At 59.5% G+C, this 21,861-nt stretch carries 31 protein-coding genes; 2 read left to right on the forward strand and 29 right to left on the reverse strand.

Translation table 11 applies throughout. From position 1 onward, the window contains the following. Window positions 1-10: 10 nt before the first annotated feature. Together GJ698_RS27405 and GJ698_RS27410 are read right to left on the reverse strand one after the other, a co-directional pair. Window positions 11-1,366, reverse strand: a complete 1,356-nt coding sequence (locus tag GJ698_RS27405) for an ATP-binding protein (RefSeq protein WP_371865458.1) — start codon at window positions 1,364-1,366, stop codon at window positions 11-13. Next, a complete protein-coding gene (locus tag GJ698_RS27410) occupies window positions 1,363-2,091 on the reverse strand; it encodes a response regulator (protein WP_154361065.1) in 729 nt (242 codons plus the stop codon). The genes GJ698_RS27405 and GJ698_RS27410 overlap by 4 nt, the downstream gene beginning before the upstream one ends. 191 nt (window positions 2,092-2,282) lie before the next feature. On the opposite strand from GJ698_RS27410, the gene GJ698_RS27415 reads away from it, so the two are divergent. Next, the gene (locus GJ698_RS27415) at window positions 2,283-2,825 is read left to right on the forward strand and encodes a Spy/CpxP family protein refolding chaperone (RefSeq protein WP_154361041.1); all 543 of its coding nucleotides are present in this window, start codon (window positions 2,283-2,285) and stop codon (window positions 2,823-2,825) included. On the opposite strand, the gene dsbD is transcribed toward GJ698_RS27415, so the two are convergent. Then, on the reverse strand, window positions 2,826-4,760 hold the full coding sequence (dsbD, locus tag GJ698_RS27420) for a protein-disulfide reductase DsbD (protein ID WP_154361042.1): 1,935 nt from the start codon (window positions 4,758-4,760) through the stop codon (window positions 2,826-2,828). A gap of 134 nt (window positions 4,761-4,894) precedes the next feature. Between dsbD and GJ698_RS27425 the strand changes: the two genes are divergently transcribed. Further along, entirely contained in the window at window positions 4,895-6,547 is a 1,653-nt protein-coding gene (locus tag GJ698_RS27425) for a M20/M25/M40 family metallo-hydrolase (RefSeq protein WP_154361043.1), read from the forward strand. A 50-nt stretch (window positions 6,548-6,597) separates the two neighbouring features. Here the strand turns inward: GJ698_RS27425 and GJ698_RS27430 are convergent, their stop codons facing one another. The 26 genes from GJ698_RS27430 to rpsS all read right to left on the reverse strand — a co-directional run bounded on the left by GJ698_RS27430 (window position 6,598) and on the right by rpsS (window position 21,858). Continuing rightward, a complete protein-coding gene (locus GJ698_RS27430; protein ID WP_154361044.1) occupies window positions 6,598-7,836 on the reverse strand; it encodes a PepSY-associated TM helix domain-containing protein in 1,239 nt (412 codons plus the stop codon). Between the two features lie 51 nt (window positions 7,837-7,887). Further along, window positions 7,888-10,053, reverse strand: coding sequence for a TonB-dependent siderophore receptor (locus GJ698_RS27435; protein ID WP_154361045.1), 2,166 nt, complete (start codon window positions 10,051-10,053; stop codon window positions 7,888-7,890). Window positions 10,054-10,191: 138 nt separating this feature from the next. Continuing rightward, complete coding sequence (rplQ, locus tag GJ698_RS27440; protein WP_072786830.1) at window positions 10,192-10,587, reverse strand: 50S ribosomal protein L17; 396 nt, start codon at window positions 10,585-10,587, stop codon at window positions 10,192-10,194. A 184-nt stretch (window positions 10,588-10,771) separates the two neighbouring features. Beyond that, window positions 10,772-11,749 (reverse strand): DNA-directed RNA polymerase subunit alpha, encoded by a 978-nt coding sequence (locus GJ698_RS27445; RefSeq protein WP_026637581.1) that lies wholly within the window; start codon window positions 11,747-11,749, stop codon window positions 10,772-10,774. A gap of 110 nt (window positions 11,750-11,859) precedes the next feature. Then, complete coding sequence (gene rpsD / locus GJ698_RS27450; protein WP_110846397.1) at window positions 11,860-12,483, reverse strand: 30S ribosomal protein S4; 624 nt, start codon at window positions 12,481-12,483, stop codon at window positions 11,860-11,862. Window positions 12,484-12,672: 189 nt separating this feature from the next. After that, on the reverse strand, window positions 12,673-13,077 hold the full coding sequence (gene rpsK, locus GJ698_RS27455; protein WP_072786827.1) for a 30S ribosomal protein S11: 405 nt from the start codon (window positions 13,075-13,077) through the stop codon (window positions 12,673-12,675). A gap of 14 nt (window positions 13,078-13,091) precedes the next feature. Then, complete coding sequence (gene rpsM, locus GJ698_RS27460) at window positions 13,092-13,457, reverse strand: 30S ribosomal protein S13 (RefSeq protein ID WP_154361046.1); 366 nt, start codon at window positions 13,455-13,457, stop codon at window positions 13,092-13,094. 27 nt (window positions 13,458-13,484) lie between these two features. Then, window positions 13,485-13,598, reverse strand: coding sequence for a 50S ribosomal protein L36 (rpmJ, locus tag GJ698_RS27465; RefSeq protein WP_005663407.1), 114 nt, complete (start codon window positions 13,596-13,598; stop codon window positions 13,485-13,487). A 33-nt stretch (window positions 13,599-13,631) separates the two neighbouring features. Beyond that, window positions 13,632-13,850, reverse strand: a complete 219-nt coding sequence (infA, locus tag GJ698_RS27470) for a translation initiation factor IF-1 (protein ID WP_005663428.1) — start codon at window positions 13,848-13,850, stop codon at window positions 13,632-13,634. A 21-nt stretch (window positions 13,851-13,871) separates the two neighbouring features. Beyond that, the gene (gene secY / locus GJ698_RS27475) at window positions 13,872-15,206 is read right to left on the reverse strand and encodes a preprotein translocase subunit SecY (protein ID WP_110846396.1); all 1,335 of its coding nucleotides are present in this window, start codon (window positions 15,204-15,206) and stop codon (window positions 13,872-13,874) included. A gap of 30 nt (window positions 15,207-15,236) precedes the next feature. Next, window positions 15,237-15,668, reverse strand: coding sequence for a 50S ribosomal protein L15 (rplO, locus tag GJ698_RS27480; protein WP_090192436.1), 432 nt, complete (start codon window positions 15,666-15,668; stop codon window positions 15,237-15,239). 25 nt (window positions 15,669-15,693) lie between these two features. Beyond that, complete coding sequence (gene rpmD, locus GJ698_RS27485) at window positions 15,694-15,876, reverse strand: 50S ribosomal protein L30 (RefSeq protein WP_090192459.1); 183 nt, start codon at window positions 15,874-15,876, stop codon at window positions 15,694-15,696. A 10-nt stretch (window positions 15,877-15,886) separates the two neighbouring features. Continuing rightward, window positions 15,887-16,405, reverse strand: coding sequence for a 30S ribosomal protein S5 (gene rpsE, locus GJ698_RS27490; protein ID WP_072786822.1), 519 nt, complete (start codon window positions 16,403-16,405; stop codon window positions 15,887-15,889). Between the two features lie 9 nt (window positions 16,406-16,414). Continuing rightward, window positions 16,415-16,777, reverse strand: coding sequence for a 50S ribosomal protein L18 (gene rplR, locus GJ698_RS27495; RefSeq protein ID WP_072786821.1), 363 nt, complete (start codon window positions 16,775-16,777; stop codon window positions 16,415-16,417). 13 nt (window positions 16,778-16,790) lie between these two features. Then, window positions 16,791-17,324 (reverse strand): 50S ribosomal protein L6, encoded by a 534-nt coding sequence (rplF, locus tag GJ698_RS27500; protein WP_154361047.1) that lies wholly within the window; start codon window positions 17,322-17,324, stop codon window positions 16,791-16,793. A 10-nt stretch (window positions 17,325-17,334) separates the two neighbouring features. After that, complete coding sequence (rpsH, locus tag GJ698_RS27505) at window positions 17,335-17,730, reverse strand: 30S ribosomal protein S8 (RefSeq protein ID WP_154361048.1); 396 nt, start codon at window positions 17,728-17,730, stop codon at window positions 17,335-17,337. 14 nt (window positions 17,731-17,744) lie between these two features. Beyond that, window positions 17,745-18,050, reverse strand: a complete 306-nt coding sequence (gene rpsN / locus GJ698_RS27510) for a 30S ribosomal protein S14 (protein ID WP_154361049.1) — start codon at window positions 18,048-18,050, stop codon at window positions 17,745-17,747. A gap of 6 nt (window positions 18,051-18,056) precedes the next feature. Then, a complete protein-coding gene (gene rplE, locus GJ698_RS27515; protein WP_019923483.1) occupies window positions 18,057-18,596 on the reverse strand; it encodes a 50S ribosomal protein L5 in 540 nt (179 codons plus the stop codon). A gap of 6 nt (window positions 18,597-18,602) precedes the next feature. Next, entirely contained in the window at window positions 18,603-18,917 is a 315-nt protein-coding gene (gene rplX / locus GJ698_RS27520; protein ID WP_056151015.1) for a 50S ribosomal protein L24, read from the reverse strand. A gap of 10 nt (window positions 18,918-18,927) precedes the next feature. Further along, window positions 18,928-19,296, reverse strand: a complete 369-nt coding sequence (gene rplN / locus GJ698_RS27525; RefSeq protein WP_008444317.1) for a 50S ribosomal protein L14 — start codon at window positions 19,294-19,296, stop codon at window positions 18,928-18,930. Window positions 19,297-19,560: 264 nt separating this feature from the next. Further along, window positions 19,561-19,827, reverse strand: a complete 267-nt coding sequence (rpsQ, locus tag GJ698_RS27530) for a 30S ribosomal protein S17 (protein ID WP_154361050.1) — start codon at window positions 19,825-19,827, stop codon at window positions 19,561-19,563. After that, the gene (gene rpmC, locus GJ698_RS27535; RefSeq protein ID WP_020704377.1) at window positions 19,824-20,015 is read right to left on the reverse strand and encodes a 50S ribosomal protein L29; all 192 of its coding nucleotides are present in this window, start codon (window positions 20,013-20,015) and stop codon (window positions 19,824-19,826) included. The genes rpsQ and rpmC overlap by 4 nt, the downstream gene beginning before the upstream one ends. Before the next feature lie 12 nt (window positions 20,016-20,027). Next, window positions 20,028-20,447: a 50S ribosomal protein L16 gene (gene rplP, locus GJ698_RS27540; RefSeq protein ID WP_154361051.1), complete on the reverse strand. Its 420-nt coding sequence runs from the start codon at window positions 20,445-20,447 to the stop codon at window positions 20,028-20,030. Window positions 20,448-20,449: 2 nt separating this feature from the next. Continuing rightward, window positions 20,450-21,244, reverse strand: coding sequence for a 30S ribosomal protein S3 (gene rpsC, locus GJ698_RS27545; RefSeq protein WP_154361052.1), 795 nt, complete (start codon window positions 21,242-21,244; stop codon window positions 20,450-20,452). 9 nt (window positions 21,245-21,253) lie between these two features. After that, window positions 21,254-21,586 carry a 50S ribosomal protein L22 gene (gene rplV, locus GJ698_RS27550; protein WP_174864456.1) on the reverse strand — a complete coding sequence of 111 codons (333 nt, stop codon included), beginning with the start codon at window positions 21,584-21,586 and terminating at the stop codon, window positions 21,254-21,256. Continuing rightward, complete coding sequence (gene rpsS, locus GJ698_RS27555; RefSeq protein ID WP_050409767.1) at window positions 21,583-21,858, reverse strand: 30S ribosomal protein S19; 276 nt, start codon at window positions 21,856-21,858, stop codon at window positions 21,583-21,585. Before rpsS ends, rplV begins: the two co-directional genes overlap by 4 nt. Window positions 21,859-21,861 lie beyond the last annotated feature (3 nt).

Consider the following 21,861-nt stretch of genomic DNA (forward strand, 5'->3'; position numbering starts at 1 on the left):
GGAGTGTTGGTTAGCTGCCGACGTAGTATTCCGGCACCACCAGCGTCACTTCCAGACCGCCATCCTTGTGGTTGGCCAGCGTGACATTGGCGCCGTGCTGTTCGGCGATATTGCGGGCAATGGTCAATCCCAGGCCAGTGCCGCCGGACTCGCGCGAGCGCGAGGTTTCGATGCGGTAAAACGGTTCGAACACGCGCGCCATCTGGTCCGGCGCGATGCCGGGACCGCCGTCGCGGATGCTGATGCGGGCCGAACCGGCCAGCCGCTCGACCTTGACGTTGGCGTAGTGGCCGTACTTGACCGCGTTGTCGATCAGGTTGACCAGGCAGCGGCGGATCGCCAGCGGCCGGCCCATCAGCGCCATGGCGGCGCGGCCGCGCAGCTCGACCTGCTGGCCGACGTCGGAGGCGTCGCTGCAGACGCTGTCGAGCAGCGCGTCCAGATCCAGCGCCTGCATGTTCTCGCTGGAGTCCATGCTGCGCGCCAGGTCCAGGCCTTCCTTGACCATCTGCTGCATGGCCGACAGGTCGTCGATCAGGCGCTGCTGCAATTCGGCGTCGCTGACCTTTTCCAGCCGCAGGCGCAGGCGCGTCAGCGGCGTTTGCAGGTCGTGGGTGATGGCGGCCAGCATCTGCGTGCGCTGGGTGATGTGCTGGCGGATGCGCGCCTGCATGGCGTTGAAGGCGGCGCTGGCCTGGCGGATTTCAGAAGCGCCGCTCAGCACCACCGGCGGGTGGTTGATGTCGTTGCCCAGGTCCTTAGCGGCCTGCGCCAGGCGCTTCAGCGGATCGATGGTCATGCGCGCCACCAGGTAGGCCAGGAAGGCAATACTCAGCAGGAACGGCAGCAGCGACAGCAGTTCGGTGTTGGTCGAGGCCGGCGGCGCGCGCGGCGGCAGCACCGTCAGCTTCAGGACCTGGCCGTCGTGCAGCTGCACGTTCATGGTTTCGCAGGTGCCCTTCCACTGGCTGGAGGCGAACAGGCTGCTGGTCTGGCGCGGCTGGTCGCAGGCGGCCGGATGTTCGGACAGCGGGCCCAGCTTGTAGCGCTCGCCCAGGCGCTGCTGCAGCGAGGTGGAGAATTCGGTCGGCGCCAGCGTCTGCGCTTGCGGCATATCGCTCATTTCCAGGCGCACGGTGCCGCGCGCGGCCGCCACCAGGAAGGTCGGGCGGGCGCTGTCGGGCATGACGTCGGCGGTGGTGATCAATTGCTCGGCCCGTTCCAGCGCGTGGAAGTCGCGGTAGCGCTCCAGCGCGTGCGTGCGCTCGTTGACCGCCAGCCACTGGGTCAGCGCCGCCGAGGCGACGATCCCCAGCAGCAGCACCAGGAACACGCGGCCTGTCATGGAACCGAGGAAGGCTCTCACGCTTGCGGCTCCACGGTGACCTGGCCGGCCAGCACATAGCCGCCGTTACGCACCGTCTTGATGATTTGCGGCATGCGCGCGTCTTCGCCCAGCTTCTGGCGCAGGCGGCTGATCTGGATGTCGATCGAACGGTCGAAGGGATCGGCGTCGCGGCCCTGGGTCAGGTTCAGCAACTGGTCGCGGTTGAGCACGCGGTTCGGATGTTCCAGGAACACTTTCAGCAGGCGGAACTCGGCGCCCGACAGCATGATGACGATGCCGTCCGGATTGAGCAGGTGGCGCGCGGTCAGGTCCAGCGTCCAGCCGGAGAATTTCATTTGCTGCGCCTTGTCGGCGCCGCTGCCGGTCGGCATCGCGTTGCTGCGGCGCAGAACGCTGCGGATGCGCGCCAGCAGTTCACGCGGTTCGAACGGTTTCGGCAGGTAGTCGTCGGCGCCCATTTCCAGGCCCAGGATGCGGTCCAGCGGCTCGTTGCGGGCGGTCAGCATGATGACCGGCAGCGTCGAGTGCGCGCGCAGCTTGCGGCACAGGGTCAGGCCGTCGTCGCCCGGCAGGTTGAGGTCGAGCACGACCAGTTCCGGACGGCCTTCGTCCAGCAGCTTCCACATGGCGGCGCCATCGGGGGCGCACAGCGCACGGTAGCCATTCGATTCCAGGTAGTCCGCCAGCAGGGTGCGGATGTCGCGATCGTCGTCAACGATCAAAATAGTAGATGTCGGTTCCATGCGCTCATTATCCATGCTAGGCGATCCAGCAATTGTATCGTCTTGTATAAGCCGATAGGAGCTACTTGCAGGGGAAACATCTGGATACAAAAACTTCGGACAGAGAAACGTAAGGGCAACCTTGGGCCACCAATATGGTCACAAGCGCGGAACGCCGCGATTGTTTAACTCTTAAAAATGAAGGAACGACCATGAACATCTTACGCAAAAGCATACTGATCGGTTTCACCGTACTGGGCATGGCCGCAGCGCAGGCCCAGGAAGCCAAGCCGGCGCCGAAGCAGCACGACGCCCATCCAAGCAAGGAACAGATGCAGGCCAAGATGGCCGATATGTACGCCAAGCGCCAGGCGCGCCTGCACGACCTGCTGAAGCTGACCGCGCAACAGGAGTCGGCGTGGGCCAACTACCAGGCTGCGATCAAGCCGCCGGCATTCGACGGCAAGCGTCCGGAACAGAAGCCGTTCAACAAGCTGACCGCGCCGGAACGCCTGACCCTGGCGCTGGACATGACCAAGAAGCGTGAAGCTTTCCTGGAAACGCGCGTGAAAGCCGTCAGCGCCTTCTACGGCCAGCTGAATCCGGCGCAGCAAACGCTGTTTGACGAGCACGGCCTGGGCGGCGAGCGCGGCGGCCGTGGCCATGGCCACTGGGGTCACCACGGCCACCGCGGCGGCTGGGGGCACGACGGCGGCGACCAGCACCAGGGCTGGGGCGGCCAACGTAAAGGCTGATCAGTTCAGGGCGGACAGGGATGCGGTGAACTTCGCCGCATCCTGGAAGCCGATCACGCGCGCATTCGGGACTTCCTTGCCCTGCTTGTCAAACAGGATGATGCCCGGCGGGCCGAACAGGCCGAAGCGCTTCAGCATGGCCTTGTCGTCGTCATCGTTGGCGGTGACGTCCACCTGCAGCAGCACGGTGTTGGCCAGCTTGGCGCGCACCGCAGGATCGACGAAGGTCAGTTTCTCCATCTCCTTGCAGGACACGCACCAGTCGGCGTAGAAGTCCAGGATGGCGGTTTTGCCGCCGGTCCGGGCCAGGATGGCGTCCAGCTGCTGCACCGTCTTCACGCGCTGGAAGGCCAGCGGCGTTGCGTGCGCCTGGCCGGTCAGGTGCGCGAGCGGCGCCAACGGATCGCGTCCGCCGCTGACCACGCCCACCAGCTGCATCACGCCGAGCACGGCGGCGATCACGCCGACCGATTTGGCGACCCACTGGCCGCGATTCAGCAGCAGATACATGCCGTAGCCGACCAGCAGCGCGGCCCAGCCCATCATCTGCACCGCGCCCGGCAGCACCGGCGACACCAGCCACCAGCCCACCGCCAGCATCAGCACGCCGAAGAAGCGCTTGACCGAATCCATCCACACGCCGGCTTTCGGCAGCAGCGTGCCGGCCGAGACGCCGACCAGGATCAGCGGCACGCTCATGCCGACCGCCATGGCGAACAAGGCGCTGCCGCCGATGACGATGTCGCGCGACTGGCTGATGTAGACCAGCGCGGCGGCCAGCGGCGCGGCCACGCAAGGGCCGACGATCAAGGCGGAAATGGCGCCCATGACAAACACGCCGGCCAGCTTGCCGGACGACTGGCGGTTGGATACGGTGCTCAGCTTGCTTTGCAGCGCGGCCGGCACTTGCAGTTCGTAGAAGCCGAACATCGACAGCGAAAGCAAGGCCATCAGCAACGCAAACGCGCCCAGCACCCAGGGATTCTGCAACGCGCTGGCCAGGCCTTCGCCGGCCAGGCCGGCCGCCACGCCCAGCGCAGTGTAGACCAGCGCCATGCCCAGCGCATAAGTCACCGACAGGATCAGGCCACGGCTGCGGCTGGTGTTCTCGCCTTCACCAACGATGATCGACGACAGAATCGGCACCATCGGCAGCACGCATGGCGTGAAGGACAGGCCCAGGCCCAGCAAGGCGAACAGCGGCAGGATGACCATCAGCTTGCCGCTCTTCAGCGCCGCTTCCAGGCGGCCGGATTCGTTGACCGGCGGTGCGACCGGCGCGGCCACTGGCGGCGCTGGCGGTTCGATATCGGTCGCGGTGGGCTTCGGTATGGTGTAGATCGTCACGCCGGGGCTGACGGCGGCCGGTTTGCCTTCGCCGACCGCGACCGCGACTGCGACGGCGGCGGATGCGGCGGCTGGTGCGGCGCTGGCAACTGGCGTGGCCGGTGCGGCGGCGGGCGTTGCGGCCACGGTGGGCGTCGCGCTGGACGGCGCGGCAGGCACCGGCACCGAGCCGCTGCCGGTCAGCGTCGCCTTGTAATCCTGCGGCGCGTAGCACAGGCCTTTTTCCGAGCAGCCCTGGCCGCCCGCCTGCAGCGTGAACGTGCCGTTCACATCCACCGGAATCGTGATCGTCACCGCCTTGCGGTAGGTCTCCACGTCCTTGGCGAACGTTTCGTCATAGTGCACCTTGCCCGGCGGGATTTGCGGTGCGCCCAGCTTGGCGCCGGTGGCGCTGAACTTGAAGCGTTCGCGGTACATATAGTAGCCGTCGGCAATCTGGAAGGTCACCGCGACGGTATGTCCATCCACCATGCGCGCGGAAAACTTGAACGCCTCCGACGGATCGAGGAAATCCTCAGCTTGGGCAGGCTGCATCAGCAGCGCGATCAGCGCCAGCAGCGGCGCCATAAAACGGACGAAACGGGACATAAAATCTTCTCTCAGGGGCACTGTTCATTGGAGCAACAGCATAGTACACCGCTGGCGTTTTTCCCGCCTGAACGCGGCCTTAAAACATTGTTTTATGCGAAACTCGATTTTCCCCTTCCGTTTGGAGCTGTCCCATGTCCGCACTACGTCCCTTGCTATTCGCCGCCCTCGCCTTGGCCGCGCCCGCTTTCGCCGAAGCACCGGCCAAGGCGCTGAACGCCATTTCCGCGCAGGATCTGCTGGCCCACATCAAAACCCTGGCTTCCGACGACTTCGAAGGCCGCGCGCCCGGCACCGCCGGCGAGGCAAAAAGCGTGGCCTACATCCAGCAGGAATTCAAGAAACTCGGCCTCAAACCGGGCAATCCGGACGGCAGCTGGGTGCAGGCGGTGCCGATGCGCGGCCAGAAGCCGACGCCCAGCTTCAGCTACACCATAGCCGGCCAGAAAGTCGCGCTGAATTTCCCCGACGATTACGTGGCCCATTCGTCCAGCCAGCCGGACAGCGTCAACGTCAATAATTCGGAGATCGTGTTTGTCGGCTACGGCGTGCAGGCGCCGGAATACGGCTGGGACGACTACAAGGGCGTCGACGTGCGCGGCAAAACCATCTTGATGCTGATTAACGATCCGGCCATCCCGGATCCGGCCCATCCGGACCAGCTCGATCCGGCCATGTTCAAGGGCAAGGCCATGACCTACTACGGCCGCTGGACCTACAAATACGAAATCGCCGCCAGGCTGGGGGCGGCGGCGGCCATCATCATTCACGAAACCAAGCCGGCCGCCTATCCGTGGGACGTGGTGCGCAGCGGCGGCACCGCCGAACAGTTCAGCCTGCTGCGCGAAGGCGACGATCCGGACGCGCCAACGGTGCCGGGCTGGATCCAGCTGGACAAGGCCAAAGCCATGCTGGCCGCCGCCGGCTACGATTTCGACACGCTGAAAAAGCAGGCATTAACCAGGGAATTCCGCCCCGTCAGTTTGAAAGGCACGGCTGATTTCAAGATCGAGAATAGCTCGCGCACGGTCAATTCGAATAACGTTGTGGCGAAAATCGAAGGCAGCGATCCGAAGCTGAAGAACGAATACGTCATTTACAGCGCGCACTGGGATCACTTGGGCGTGGACGCAAAGACCGGCAAGATTTATTACGGTGCGCTGGATAACGCTTCAGGCGTGGCGGCATTGCTGGAATTAGCCAAGGCCTATAAAGCATTACCGAAAGCGCCAAAACGCTCGATTCTGTTTATCGCCACCACCGCCGAAGAACGCGGCCTGCTGGGAGCGAAATATTATGCAGCCCATCCGCTTTATCCGCTGAAAAACACCGTCGCCAATATTAATATCGATGGCATTAATGCCTGGGGCAAAACGGCGCATATTGAAAACGTCACATTCGGTCATTCCAGTATCGACAGCCTGCTGGAGAAATACGCGAAAAACCAGGGCCGCCGGATGGAAAATGATTCGCGCTCGGAGCTTGGCAGTTTTTACCGCGCCGACCAGCTGGAATTCGCGCGTGCCGGTGTGCCGGTTTTATATACCAAAGCGCGCAGCGGTTATTTGAATAAACCGGAGAATTACGCGACGGAAGTGGTGAATAACTATTTCACCCACGACTACCATCAGGTAACGGACAGCTTCCATGGCGACTGGGACTTCAGCGGCGGCGTGCAGGATATCCAGCTGCTGTTCCAGGTGGGCATGGATATCGCCCAGGGCGCCACGCCGACATGGAATGCGGGCTCCGAATTCAAGGCCGCCGGCGACCGCCGATTGAAGTAGTTCACGCCGGAAATTGACTTGATCGTGCCAATTTCCGGCACGATCAAGGATCAAGCCTCGACCAGATCGCCGGTGCGGCGCACGGCCGTGACCGCGCGGGACGCGCGTTTGCGCCACCAGATGATGACGCCGGTCACGCTCAACATCGCCACCACGATGCCCATGAAGGAAATCAGGATGCGGCCCGGCAGCCCGAGAATGCGGCCGGAGTGCAGCGGGAATTGCGCCTGCACGAAGATATCCGCCGCCGTCCCTTTCCACGGTAAACGCTCGCCGAGAAGTTTCCCCGCGCCGTCATAATATAAATATGCCGGGCCGACACCGCCAGCGCCGTGATCATCGCCGGGTTTATAGAAACTCACGCCATAGACGTCAAATGCGCTGGTATAAAAGACGCTGCCTACCGGCTCCGACCAATTACGCTTTACGGCTTCCCTTGCGGCGGTTGCAATCACCGTCGCATAATCGGCTGTCGGCGTGAATGGTTTATGAATATCGGCCATCGGGCGCATATCAAAAGGCGTCGGCGTGACTTTCGATATTTTGCTCATCATCGGATAAAATATTTCGCTATATAAATTCAGCGAAAATGCGGTGAAAGATAAAACAATCAGCAAGCCCCAGGTCCACAAACTGAATGCACGATGTAAATCGAAATTCAATTTATTGCTGCCGCCTTTCCAGCGAACTTTCCAGGCAGGTTTCCAGCGCTGGCCCCACGATTTGGCGGCATTCTGCCGGCGCAACGGTAGGGTCAAATAGAAACCGACAAAACTATCCACCACCCAGATCATGGCGATACCGCCCATCAGCCATAATCCCCAGCGGTCGATGCCCCACATTTCCGGAATATGCAGCGTGTAATGCAGGCGATAAAGGAAGGAAACAAAAGTCTCCTTGGTAATCGGCCACACCGCGCCCCATTCGCGCTTGCCCAGTTCAGCGCCGCTGACCGGATCGACGAATACCTGATTAAAGCCCGGCTCGTAAAGTTTCTGCGTCACGGGATTGACGCGCGGCGAAACGCCAAAGGCGATCGCCTCGCCCTGCTGCACCTGCACCGGCATGAACGACACCTGGATCTGCGGATAACGCGCCTCCACTTGCTGCGCCAGCAGCAACGCCGATTGCGGCGTGCCGGGCGTGTGGGCCTCCATCAGGTGCGGATTGAGCAGGTCGTCCAGCTCGTGATCCCACGAAATGATGGCGCCGGTGAAGCCGCTAATAAACAAAAAGCCCGCAGTAAGCAGGCCGGCATATCGGTGTACCAGGGTCCAGAAGCCTCGCATGATGGCTATCCTCATAAAAAACCGGGGCCGCGCAGGCCCCGGCTGGCTACATTAGAACTTGTATTTCAAGCTCAGCGACGTGGTGCGCGGTGCGGCGTAGGTAATCGCGCCGTACGCGGCAAACATGCCGAAGTGGGTCTTGTCGGTCACGTTGTTGACGTTCAGCTGGGCCGACAGGTTTTTGCTGATGTCATAACGCGCCATCAGGTTCAGCAGGGTGAAGCCATCCTGGTTGATCACGCCGTGGTTGACCGCGAAGTTCGGCGCGCCCGGATCGACCGTGTAGGTGCGGCCCTCGTAGTTGACGCCGCCGCCGATGGTCAGCTTGCTCAGTTCGCCCGGCAGGTTGTAGGTGGTGAACACGCGGAACAGCTTGCGCGGGTAGATGCTGTTGAAGTCGGCGCCATCCGCATCCTTGGCGCGGAAGATGCTGTAGCCGGCGCTGGCGTTCCAGCCGCGCGCCAGCTCGCCGTTCAGTTCCAGCTCGACGCCACGGCTGGTGGCGCCGTCGACGCCGACGTAGTAGGCCTCGGGCAGACCGCCGTTGTGTTGCACGGTGCCAGCCTCCTGGGCCAGGTTGTCCTGCTTGATGTGGAACACCGCCAGCGAGGCATTCACGCGGCCATCGAGGAACTCGCCCTTGACGCCGGCTTCAGCCGCCTTGCCACGCACCGGGTCCAGCGTCTTGCCGCCGAAGTCTTTGTAGTTCTGCGGCTGGAAGATGCTGGTGTAGCTGGCATAGGCCGAATAGGTGTTGTTGATGTCGTAGACCAGGCCGGCGTACGGCGTGAGCTCGTTATCGTTCTTCACTTCATAGGCGTCGCTGCCGACCACCTGGCCGGTTTTCTTGTAGTTGGTCACGCGCGCGCCGACGATCAGTTTCAGCGGATCGGCCAGCGAGAAGCGCGCCACGCCGTACACCGCATCCTGCCTGGTCGTGCTTTGCTCGTAGAAGGTGGCCGGGCCCCAGGTCGGCTCCGGATAGATGGCGCCGTTCCAGTTGTTGTAGTTGCCGGTGTCGGCCAGCGCGCCTTCCGGGCGGCGGTCCGACGTGAACTCGGCCTTGGAGTACATATAGCCGAACGCCGCCTCGTGCTTGCGGCCGAACAGCTGGAACGGACCGGAGGCCTGCAGGTTGGCGTTGGTCTGCTCGGTGCGGGTCAGGTAGGCGCCGCCGAACGGGAACATGCCGGCGCCGGTGGTGGCGTCAGGATAGCCGTACAGGTACAGCAGCTGCGAATCGCCCTTGCGGTTGCCGCGCGTGACGCTGGCGTCCAGTTTCCAGCCATTGTCCAGCGTGTGCTGGATGGTGGCGAAGCCGTTGTTGTAGGACGTGTTCCAGCGGGTCCAGCTGGCCGCCGCGGTCTTGGAGACGTCCCAGTTGGTCAGGTTGCCGTTGGTGTACCAGTACGACAGGCCGCCCCACATCGGCGCCTTGACGTCGTTTTCCTGGCGGCTGAAGCCGACGTCCAGCACGGTGGCCGGCGTCAGGTCGGCTTCCACGGTGGCGTAGATGGTCTTGCTCTTGTTGCTCAACAGGCTGACCCAGCTGTCGGCGTCGGTGTATTCGCCAACCACGCGACCGCGCACCGAACCGCTCTGGTTCAGCGCGGTCGAGACATCGACCTGGGCGCGGCGGGCGCTCCAGTTGCCGACGCCGATCTCGGCCGAGCCGGTCAGTTCCTTCGCGGTGGCGCGTTTGCGCACCAGGTTGATGGCGGCCGACGGATTGCCGGCGCCGGTCATCAGGCCGGTGGCGCCGCGCACCACTTCCACGCGGTCGTAAATGGCCAGGCTGCTGGCGACTTCGCCCGAGGACCAGGATTGTTCCCAGGTGGTCGGCACGCCGTCGATCTGCAGGTTGTCGACGTCGAAGCCGCGCGCGGTAAAGCCGGCGCGGTTGGTTTCGTACTGGTTGACCGAGATGCCGACCACGTTGTTGACGACGTCGGTCACGGTTTGCAGGCCCTGGTCTTCAATGCGCTGCTGGGTCACCACGGTGACCGATTGCGGCGTGTCGCGCAGCGCCATGTCCAGCGGCGTGCCGCCCTTGGCCTTGCCGACGGTGTACGAGGTGTCGCCGAGCTTTTGCGACGAGACCTGCACGGTCGGCATCACGGCCGCGCCATCGTCGCCACCCGCTTGCGCTTGCGCCAGCAGCGGCAGGGCCAGGCCGACCAGTACCGCCAGACGCTTCATCTTGAATTGCTTATCCATCACTTCCCCGTTTTGACGTTTTTATCGAAACAGGAATGATAACGATTCTCATTCCAATGTCAATCGTTTGGGATGTAAAAGGACGAAAAAAAAGCCAGGCTAGGCCTGGCTTTTTCAGTACAGCGGATAACCGGCTGATTACTCAGCGGTTGGTGCGTCTTCTACAGCGGTGACTTCTGGACGGTCCAGCAGCTCAACGTAAGCCATTGGAGCGTTGTCGCCAACGCGGAAACCCATTTTCAGGATGCGCAGGTAGCCGCCGTTACGTGCAGCGTAGCGTGGGCCCAGTTCCGAGAACAGTTTGCCTACGATTTCGCGGTCACGCAGACGGGCAAATGCCAGACGCTTGTTAGCCAGGGTGTCGGTCTTGCCCAGGGTCAGGATCGGCTCAACAACGCGACGCAGCTCTTTAGCTTTTGGCAGCGTGGTTTTGATGGCTTCATGACGCAGCAGCGAAACGGTCATGTTGCGCAGCATTGCCAGACGGTGGGACGAGGTACGGTTCAGTTTACGGAGGCCGTGACGGTGACGCATGGTACTTCCTTTCGATGATGTTTAAATCCGAGTTCTTCGATCGCTCAAGGATGAACAGGAGCGCGGACCGGTTTTAGTGATTTACGCCCGACACAACACGTGCCGGGCGGTACTGCAAAATACTCATCAGTTGGCAACAGAGCAGAACATCGCTGCGCGATGTCCAGCTCTGTCGCCCAAGCTGTTATTTTTCCAGACCAGCAGGCGGCCAGTTTTCCAGCTTCATGCCCAGGGTCAGACCACGGGAAGCCAGGACTTCCTTGATCTCGTTCAGCGACTTGCGGCCCAGGTTCGGGGTCTTCAGCAGCTCGTTTTCCGAACGCTGGATCAGGTCGCCGATGTAGTAGATGTTTTCGGCTTTCAGGCAGTTGGCCGAACGCACGGTCAGTTCCAGGTCGTCGACTGGACGCAGCAGGATCGGATCGACCAGCGGTGCGCGCGAAGGCGCTTCAGCAGCCGCTTCGGTGCCTTCCAGGGCAGCGAACACGTTCAGTTGATCGACCAGCACGCGGGCCGATTGACGGATCGCTTCTTCCGGCGAAATCACGCCGTTGGTTTCGATGTTGATGATCAGCTTGTCCAGGTCGGTACGCTGTTCCACACGGGCCGATTCCACGAAGTACGACACACGGCGCACTGGCGAGAACGACGCGTCCAGGATGATGCGGCCGATGGTCTTGTTGGTGTCTTCCGACAGGCGACGCACGTTGCCTGGCACATAGCCGCGGCCTTTTTCGACCTTGATCTGCATGTCCAGCTTGCCGCCGGCGGTCAGGTGAGCGATCACGTGATCCGGGTTGATCAGTTCCACGTCGTGCGGCAGATCGATGTCCGATGCCAGCACGGCGCCTTCGCCCTCTTTTTTCAGGGTCAGGGTGACGGAGTCACGGTTGTGCACTTTGAACACAACGCCCTTCAGGTTCAGCAACAGGTCAACCACGTCTTCTTGCACGCCGTCCAGCGACGAGTACTCGTGCACCACGCCGGCGATCGTCACTTCGGTTGGCGCGTAGCCGACCATCGACGACAGCAGCACGCGACGCAGCGCGTTGCCCAGGGTGTGGCCGTAGCCGCGCTCGAATGGCTCCATCACGACTTTGGCGTGACCGGCGCCCAGGGCTTCTACATCGATAATACGTGGTTTCAACAAACTGTTTTGCATGAAATGTCCTTTTCAATACCCTCGGCGCGTTAAGCCGATAAGGCTGATGGCATTAGTGAAAACGCCCGCTTGAATAAGCGGGCGGGTTTTGGTGCTACTTAGGCTACAGATTAACGCGAGTACAGCTCGACGATCAGCGATTCGTTGACGTCGTTGGCGATTTCGTTACGCTCTGGCAGGGACTTGAAGGTGCCTTCCATTTTCTTGGCATCAACCGACACCCAGGCTGGCATGCCGACTTGTTCAGCCAGCGACAGCGCTTCAACGATACGCACTTGTTTCTTGGCTTTTTCGCGCACAGCAACGACGTCGCCGACTTTGACCGAGTACGAAGCGATGTTCACCACTTGGCCGTTCACGGTGAACGCTTTGTGGGAGACCAGCTGACGTGCTTCAGCGCGGGTCGAGCCGAAGCCCATGCGGTAGGCGACGTTGTCCAGACGGGCTTCCAGCAGCTTCAGCAGGGTTTCGCCGGTGTTGCCCTTGCGGCGGTCGGCTTCTGCGAAGTAGCGACGGAACTGACGTTCCAGCACGCCGTACATACGTTTGACTTTTTGTTTTTCGCGCAGCTGGTTGCCGTAGTCCGAGGTGCGGGCGCCCGACTTGACGCCGTGCTGACCTGGTTTGACATCCAGTTTGCATTTGCTGTCCAGCGAACGACGTGCGCTCTTCAGGAACAGATCAGTGCCTTCACGGCGGGACAGTTTTGCTTTAGGTCCGATATAACGTGCCACGGTATTTCCTTTTTTAAATAATGACGTTCCAACCGCTGGGGCTGAACGCTAGTCTGGTCTGCGGTTGAGCCAGACGTGGCTTAAGTCCGCCGCAAGCGGCAGACGACAATAGCCGGGCAGTATAACCGTTACCGGTTGCCTGCACCAGCTGAATTGTGTAACAGCATTGCCGGCAAGCCGGCGATGCCATTAGATACGACGACGCTTTGGAGGGCGGCAGCCGTTGTGTGGCACTGGCGTCACGTCCTGGATCTCGGTGATCTTGATGCCCAGGTTGTTCAGCGCGCGCACAGCCGATTCACGGCCTGGGCCTGGGCCCTTGATGCGCACTTCCAGGTTCTTCACGCCGCATTCGATCGCGACTTTACCAGCGGCTTCAGCAGCAACCTGCGCTGCGAACGGGGTCGATTTACGCGAACCCTTGAAGCCAGCACCACCGGAGGTCGCCCACGACAGAGCGTTGCCCTGACGGTCGGTGATGGTGATGATGGTATTGTTGAAGGAAGCGTGAACGTGCGCGATACCTTCAGCGACGTTCTTCTTGACCTTCTTGCGTACGCGAGCTGCTGCTGCGCTGCTTTGTTGCTTAGCCATGTGATTTCCCTAGATTATTTCTTGAGCGATTGAGCGGCTTTGCGCGGGCCCTTGCGGGTACGTGCATTGGTGCGGGTGCGTTGACCGCGGACCGGCAGGCCCTTACGGTGACGCATACCACGGTAGCAACCCAGATCCATCAAACGCTTGATGTTCATGGACAGTTCGCGGCGCAGATCGCCTTCGACGATGAATTTTGCTACTTCATCGCGCAGCTTTTCCAGTTCGCTGTCGTCCAGGTCCTTGACCTTTTTATCGGTCGCAATGCCCGTTTGCGCGCAGATGAACTTCGCGCGTGGGCGGCCTACACCGTAGATGGCCGTCAGGCCGATAACGGTGTGCTGGTGATTTGGGATATTAACCCCTGCAATACGTGCCATTCGTTATTCCTCGATAAATAACGGTTATTAACCTTGACGCTGCTTGTGACGTGGTTCGACGCAGATTACGCGAACAACGCCCTTGCGCTTGATGATCTTGCAGTTGCGGCAGATCCGCTTGACTGAGGCGTTAACTTTCATTTTGCACTCTCTTCTTGGTTCGATTATCTAAAATTACTTGGTCCGGAACACAATGCGGGCACGGGACAGGTCGTAAGGTGTCAGCTCTACCGTCACCTTGTCGCCAGGAAGAATGCGGATATAGTTCATCCGCATTTTACCTGAAATATGCCCGAGCACCACGTGCCCGTTTTCCAGCTTTACTCGAAATGTTGCATTAGGGAGATTTTCTAGGATCTCACCCTGCATCTGTATGACGTCGTCTTTTGCCATTCGGTATGTTTGAAACCGCGCTTATCGCGTCGGAATTCCGCCTTTGAAGTTTGCTTTGCGCAGCAGCGATTCATATTGCTGCGACATCACGTAGTTTTGTACTTGCGCCATGAAATCCATGGTAACAACCACAATAATCAACAACGAAGTACCGCCAAAATAGAATGGTACTTTCCACTCGGCTTGCATGAATTCCGGCAACAAACACACCAAAGTGATGTAGATGGCGCCAGCCAGTGTCAATCGCGTCAGGATCTTGTCGATGTAGCGGGCAGTCTGCTCACCGGGACGGATCCCTGGCACAAAGGCCCCGCTCTTCTTCAAGTTATCCGCTGTTTCCTTGCTGTTGAAGACCAGCGCTGTATAGAAGAAACAGAAAAACACGATCGCAATGGCGTACAACAGTGCGTGGATGGGCTCGCCTGGCCCCATCGATGCTGCCAAATCTTTCAGGAACCGGACCGCCGGGTTGGCCGTGTCGGCGCCCGTCGTAAACCAGCCCACGATCGTGGCCGGGAACAAGATAATCGACGAAGCGAAGATCGGTGGGATCACGCCGGCCATGTTCAATTTCAATGGCAGGTGCGACGTTTGTCCACCGTAAATCTTGTTACCCACCTGGCGTTTCGCATAGTTCACCAGAATCTTGCGTTGGCCACGTTCCACGAATACCACCAGGAACGTCACCGCCACTACCAGGATCATGATGATGATCGCGGACAGCGCGCCGATCGAGCCGTTGGACACCGACTGGCCGAGGCCACCCAGTGCGCCCGGCAAGCCGGCGGCGATACCCGCGAAGATGATGATCGAGATGCCGTTACCGAGACCGCGCTCGGTAATCTGCTCGCCCAACCACATCACGAACATGGTTCCGGTCAACAGCGTAACGACCGTCACGAAACGGAAGGCATAACCTGGATCCAGCACCAGGCCTGCCTGCGACTCCAAAGCAACTGCAATCCCGAGCGCCTGGAATCCCGCCAGCAACACCGTGAAATACCGGGTGTACTGGGTGATCTTGCGTCGGCCTGCTTCGCCTTCCTTCTTCAGCGCTTCCATCTGCGGCGAGACGATCGACACCAACTGCATGATGATCGAGGCCGAGATGTACGGCGTGATACCCAGCGCAAACACCGTGAAGCGCGCGAGCGCGCCACCGCTGAACATGTTCAACATGCCCAGGATGCCGCCCTCTTGCGACTTGAACAGCGCGGCCAATTGTACCGGATCGATCCCGGGAACCGGGATGTGAGCGCCGATACGATAAACCACCAATGCGCCAAGCAGGAACCAGAGCCGGCCCCAAGGGAAACCAGCTGCTGCACTTTTAGCCAATTGTGGATTAGTCGCCAATTTTCGCTCCGATCAAGCTGTGTGCGGGGCTCAGGCTACCGAGCCGCCGGCTGCTTCGATGGCGGCTTTCGCGCCAGCGGTCACTTTCAGGCCTTTGAGGTTCACCGCTTTGGTGATCTCGCCGGACAGAATGACGCGCACATCGCGTGCCAGCACGCTCAGTACGCCAGCTTGTTTCAGCACCAGAATGTCGACATCGCCAACAGCCAGGTTGTTCAGGTCGGACAGACGCACTTCAGCTTTGAAGGTGGCGTTGAGCGACTTGAAACCGCGCTTAGGCAGACGACGTTGCAGAGGCATCTGACCGCCTTCGAAGCCGACTTTGTGGAAGCCGCCCGAACGCGATTTCTGACCCTTGTGGCCACGGCCTGCGGTTTTACCCAGGCCAGAGCCGATACCGCGGCCGACGCGGCGCTTGTAGTGCTTCGCGCCTTCGGCTGGTTGAATGGTATTCAGTTCCATGATTTCTCCGTGAGTAAGCCGGGGCTTACGCAACTACTTTAACGAGATACGACACTTTGTTGATCATGCCGCGTACGGATGGGGTGTCTTGCAGCTCGGCGACCGAGTTGACGCGACGCAGGCCCAGACCGCGAACGGTGGCACGGTGATCTTGACGAGTGCCAATCAGGCCCTTGACCAGTTGTACTTTGACGGTTTTCGTAGTCATGTCGTTCACCTTAACCCAGGATCTCTTCTACCGACTTGCCGCGTTTCGCAGCGATGTCAGCAGGAGTGCTCAGTTTAGCCAGGCCGTCCAGCGTGGCGCGAACCAGGTTGTACGGGTTGCTCGAACCGGTCGATTTCGCGACCACGTCGGTAACGCCCATGACTTCGAAGATTGCGCGCATTGCGCCGCCAGCGATGACGCCGGTACCTGGTTTCGCAGGCGACATCATTACTTTCGAGGCGCCGTGGCGACCCAGAACGGTGTGGTGCAGGGTGCCGTTTTTCAGCGGTACTTTGATCAGGTTGCGACGGGCTTCTTCCATTGCCTTCTGCACACCGACCGGTACCTCTTTCGACTTGCCCTTGCCCATGCCGATGCGGCCATCGCCGTCACCTACCACGGTCAGCGCGGCGAAACCCATGATACGACCACCCTTGACCACTTTGGTCACGCGGTTGATCGCGATCATTTTTTCGCGCATGCCGTCGTCCGGCTTGTCGCTTGCCATTTTTGCTTGCATTTTTGCCATGATCGTTCCTTAGAACTTCAGACCGGCTTCACGCGCGGCTTCTGCCAGCGCCTTCACACGGCCGTGATAACGGAAACCGGAACGGTCGAAGGCGACTTCGGTGATACCGGCTTTCAGTGCTTTTTCTGCTACGCGCTTGCCCACCAGTGCGGCGGCAGCGGCGTTGCCACCCTTGCCCGATTGGCCGGCCAGTTCAGCGCGTACTTCCGCTTCTACGGTCGAGGCCGAAACCAGTACTTTGGCTTCCGGGCTGATCAGGTTCGCATAAATGTGCAGGTTAGTGCGGTGCACCGACAGGCGGTTCACTTTCAGTTGTGCGATCTTGATCCGGGTTTGACGTCCGCGACGCAGACGAGATTCTTTTTTATCCATCGTCAGCCCCTAATTACTTCTTCTTGGTTTCTTTAAGCTTAACCACTTCGTCCGAATAACGGACGCCCTTGCCTTTGTACGGCTCAGGAGCGCGGTAAGCGCGAACTTCGGCAGCAACCTGACCCACCTTTTGACGATCGATGCCTTTGATGACGATCTCGGTCGGGGTGGCGGTGGCGCAGGTCACGCCTTCTGGCATGGCGTGCACGACCGGGTGCGAGAAACCCAGCGACAGGTTCAGCTTGTCGCCGGCAGCCTGGGCTTTGTAGCCCACGCCAACCAGGTTCAGCTTTTTCTCGAAGCCCTTGGTCACACCGGTCACCATGTTGTTGACCAGCGCGCGCAGCGTGCCGGACATGGCGTTGGCTTCGCGGCTGTCGTTCGACGGCTCGAAGCTCAGGGTGCCTGCATTGTTTTCTACTTTAACCAGGCCATTCAGGTTCTGGGTCAGGACGCCCAGCGGGCCCTTGACGGTGATCGCTTGTGCGGAGATGGCAACATCAGCGCCAGCTGGCACGGCGATCGGCATTTTAGCTACTCGGGACATGTGTAACTCCTTATGCGACGTAGCAAATAACTTCGCCGCCGACACCGGTAGCGCGTGCTTTGCGGTCAGTCATGACGCCTTGCGGAGTCGACACGATCGCCACACCCAAGCCATTCATCACAGTAGGGATCTCGTCTTTGCCCTTGTAGACGCGCAGGCCTGGACGGGACACGCGCTCAAGGCGCTCGATGACGGGACGGCCAACATAATACTTCAAACCGATTTTCAGTTCCGACTTGCCGCCATCTTCAGCGACTGCGAAATCTTCAATGTAACCCTCGTCCTTGAGGACGTTGGCAATCGCAATTTTGACTTTCGACGATGGCATGGCCACGGTCGTTTTTTGCACGCCCTGGGCGTTACGAATGCGGGTCAGCATATCGGCGATAGGATCGCTCATACTCATTGCTTATTCTCCTATTACCAGCTAGCTTTAGTCATACCCGGGATCTCACCACGCATGGCGAATTCACGGAGCTTGATACGGCCCAGACCGAATTTACGGAAGGTGCCGCGTGGACGACCGGTGACGGCGCAGCGGTTACGCTGGCGGGTCGGAGCCGAGTTACGTGGCAGCGCTTGCAGTTTCAGGCGCGCTTCGTAACGTTCTTCTTCCGATTTCGACTGGTCATCGATGATGGCCTTGAGCGAGGCGCGCTTGGCGGCGAATTTGTTCGCCAGGGCCACGCGTTTCGCTTCACGGTTAATCAGTGCGAGTTTTGCCATGATCTCTTAGTTCCTGAACGGGAATTTGAAGGCGGCGAGCAGAGCTTTCGCTTCGTCGTCGGTCTTAGCGGTGGTGGTGATCGAAATGTTCATACCACGCAGCGCATCGATCTTGTCGTACTCGATCTCCGGGAAGATGATCTGCTCTTTCACACCGATGTTGTAGTTGCCACGACCATCGAACGAGCGGCCATTCACACCGCGGAAGTCACGCACGCGCGGCAGGGCCACGGTGATGAAGCGGTCGAGGAACTCGTACATGCGGGCACCACGCAGGGTGACCATGGTACCGATCGGGTAGCCTTCACGGATCTTGAAACCCGCGATAGCTTTGCGCGACTTGGTGGTCACTGGTTTCTGGCCGGCGATCTTGGTCAGGTCGCCGACAGCGTGCTCCAGCACTTTCTTGTCGGCGATCGCTTCACCCACACCCATGTTCAGGGTGATCTTGGTCAGACGTGGTACTTCCATCACCGACTTGTAGCCGAATTTCTCGGTCAGGTCAGCGACGACTTTTTCTTTATAGAACTCTTGGAGACGTGCCATGATTTCTTAAGCCTTCACTACTTCGCCGGACGATTTGAAGACGCGGACTTTTTTGCCGTCGACATCTTTGAAACCCACCCGGTCTGCCTTGCCAGTCGCTGCATTGAACAATGCAACGTTGGACACGTGAATCGGCATAGTCTTGTCGACGATACCACCTTGAACGCCAGTCATTGGGTTCGGCTTGGTCGCTTTTTTAGCAACGTTGACGCCTTCAACCACAACGTGTTCTGCGTCTACGCGACGCGAAACGACACCGCGTTTGCCCTTGTCTTTACCGGCCAGAACGATGACTTCGTCGTTTTTACGAATCTTATCCATTGCTGACTCCTTACAGTACTTCAGGTGCCAGGGACACGATCTTCATGAACTTTTCAGTGCGCAGCTCGCGCGTCACTGGTCCGAAGATACGGGTACCGATCGGTTCCAGCTTGGCGTTCAACAGTACGGCGGCATTGCCGTCGAACTTCACCAGGGAACCGTCTTGGCGGCGTACACCTTTAGCGGTGCGCACTACCACGGCGTTATAAATTTCACCTTTTTTGACACGGCCGCGTGGCGCAGCAACCTTAACGGTTACCTTGATCACGTCGCCGATGCCAGCATAACGGCGCTTGGAGCCGCCCAATACCTTGATGCACATGACTTCTTTGGCACCGGTATTGTCGGCCACTTCGAGCCGGCTTTCAGTTTGAATCATAGTATTCTCTTTCCCAACTTAAGCCGAAGAATCCACACAATGCGGACCTGCGGTCAGTCTTGGTCCCGCCAGAGCGCTCATGAAGAGCCCACTGTTTGGGTGCTTGACCTTCGTACTGCTACTGACCGCACGGTTCAGCGTCTGTGGCCAGACACTTTGCGGCGTTACATGAACGAAGCCCGCAAGTATTACATACCTTTTGCGGGCTTGCAAGAACTAATTGAAAATCGCCCCCGATCCGGAGATCGGAGGCGACGTCTTCAATTAAACGATTTGTGCGGCTTGCACCACACGGGTCACGGTCCATGCCTTGGTTTTGGAGATCGGACGACCTTCCACGATTTCCACCGTGTCACCGGCTTTCACCTGGTTGGTCTCGTCATGCGCGTGGTACTTGTTCGAGCGGACGATGATCTTGCCGTACAAAGGATGTTTCACGTGACGTTCGATCAGAACGGTAACGGTTTTGTCCATCTTGTCAGACACAACTTTACCGATCAGCGTACGCTTCAGCTTTACTTGCTCGGTCATTTTGCTTCCTTCGTGTTCATTACCGTTTTTACGCGTGCGATATCGCGACGTACCTTCTTGAGCTGCGAAGTGTTGCTCAGCTGTTGCGTCGCGGTTTGCATACGCAGGCCGAATTGTGCCTTCAACAGGTCATTCAGCTCTTTTTGCAGAGCTGCCTGGTCTTTGCCGCGGAGTTCAGATGCTTTCATAGTTCACTCCTGTTATTGGCCAACTTGGCGCACCACGAAGGTGGTCGCCAGTGGCAGTTTGGCAGCGGCCAGGCGGAATGCTTCGCGCGCCAGTTCTTCTGCGACGCCATCCATTTCGTACAGGACTTTGCCTGGACGGATTTCAGCGACGTAGTACTCCGGATTACCTTTACCGTTACCCATACGGACTTCGGCAGGCTTGTTCGAGATCGGTTTGTCCGGGAAGACGCGGATCCAGATACGACCGCCACGTTTGATGTGACGGGTCATGGCGCGACGTGCTGCTTCGATCTGACGGGCCGTGATACGACCACGAACCGTTGCTTTCAGACCGAATTCGCCGAACGACACCGAAGTGCCGGCGCTGTGCGAAATGCCGGTGTTACGGCCTTTCTGCTCTTTACGATACTTTCTGCGTGCTGGTTGCAGCATGATTATTCTCCTGCTTTCTCAGCCGGTTTGGCCGGGGCGCGACGGGCGCCTGGCGCGGCTGGTTTCGCGCCGGCTGGGCGTGGGCGGCCAGCTGGCTTGCCGTCTTCACGACGTGGGCCACGTGGCTTTTTCTCGTCCGGTGGGGTGTCGATGACTGGTGCTTCGCCGGTGGCGGAGCGGTCGCCCTTGTACACCCACACCTTGACACCGATGATGCCGTAGGTGGTCGAGGCTTCGCTGGTGCCGTAGTCGATATCGGCGCGCAGGGTGTGCAGTGGCACACGGCCTTCGCGGTACCACTCTTTACGAGCGATTTCGATACCGTTCAGACGACCCGACGACATGATCTTGATGCCCAGGGCGCCCAGACGCATGGCGTTCTGCATCGCGCGTTTCATGGCGCGGCGGAACATGATGCGTTTTTCCAGCTGTTGCGCGATCGAGTCGGCGATCAGCTGCGAATCGATCTCTGGCTTGCGGATCTCTTCGATGTTGACGTGCACCGGCACACCCATGATCTTGGTCAGCGCGGACTTCAGTACTTCGATGTCCTCGCCTTTTTTACCAATGACCACGCCTGGACGCGAGCTGTAGATGGTGAAACGCGCGTTCTTGGCTGGACGCTCGATGACGATGCGGCCGACCGAAGCGTTCTTCAGCTTGGCTTTCAGGTAGGTACGTGCTTTCAAGTCTTCGTTCAGCATGGCGGCAAAGTTACCGTTGCCTGCATACCAACGCGAAGCCCAGTTACGGGTAACCGCCAGGCGGAAACCAGTTGGATGAATTTTCTGACCCATCGTGGCTCCTTAGTTGCCTACGGTCACATAAATGTGACACGATTGTTTCGAGATACGATCGCCACGACCTTTTGCACGCGCGGTGAAGCGCTTCAGGATCGGGCCCTTTTCAACGTAGATCGTTTTCACGAACAGTTCGTCGATATCGGCACCATCGTTGTGCTCGGCGTTGGCGATGGCCGACTCCAGCACTTTCTTGATGATGGTGGCGCCTTTTTTCGGGCTGAACTGCAGAATGTTGAGTGCAGCGTCAACTTTCTTGCCACGGATCAGGTCAGCAACCAGACGGCCCTTTTGGTCCGACAGGCGCACGCCTTTGAGGATAGCTTTGGTTTCCATTATTTCTTCGCCTTCTTGTCAGCGGCATGGCCTTTGAACGTGCGGGTCAGCGCGAATTCGCCGAGCTTGTGACCAACCATGTTCTCGGAAACGTACACTGGCACGTGCAGCTTGCCGTTGTGAACAGCGATCGTCAGGCCGATGAAGTCAGGCATGATGGTCGAGCGACGGGACCAGGTTTTGATTGGCTTTTTGTCTTTGGTCGCTTGCGCGGCTTCGACTTTTTTCACCAGGTGGGCGTCACAGAACGGCCCTTTTTTCAATGAACGAGTCATGAT

This window comes from Duganella aquatilis (assembly GCF_009674565.1).
Classification (GTDB): Bacteria; Pseudomonadota; Gammaproteobacteria; order Burkholderiales; family Burkholderiaceae_D; genus Rugamonas; species Rugamonas aquatilis.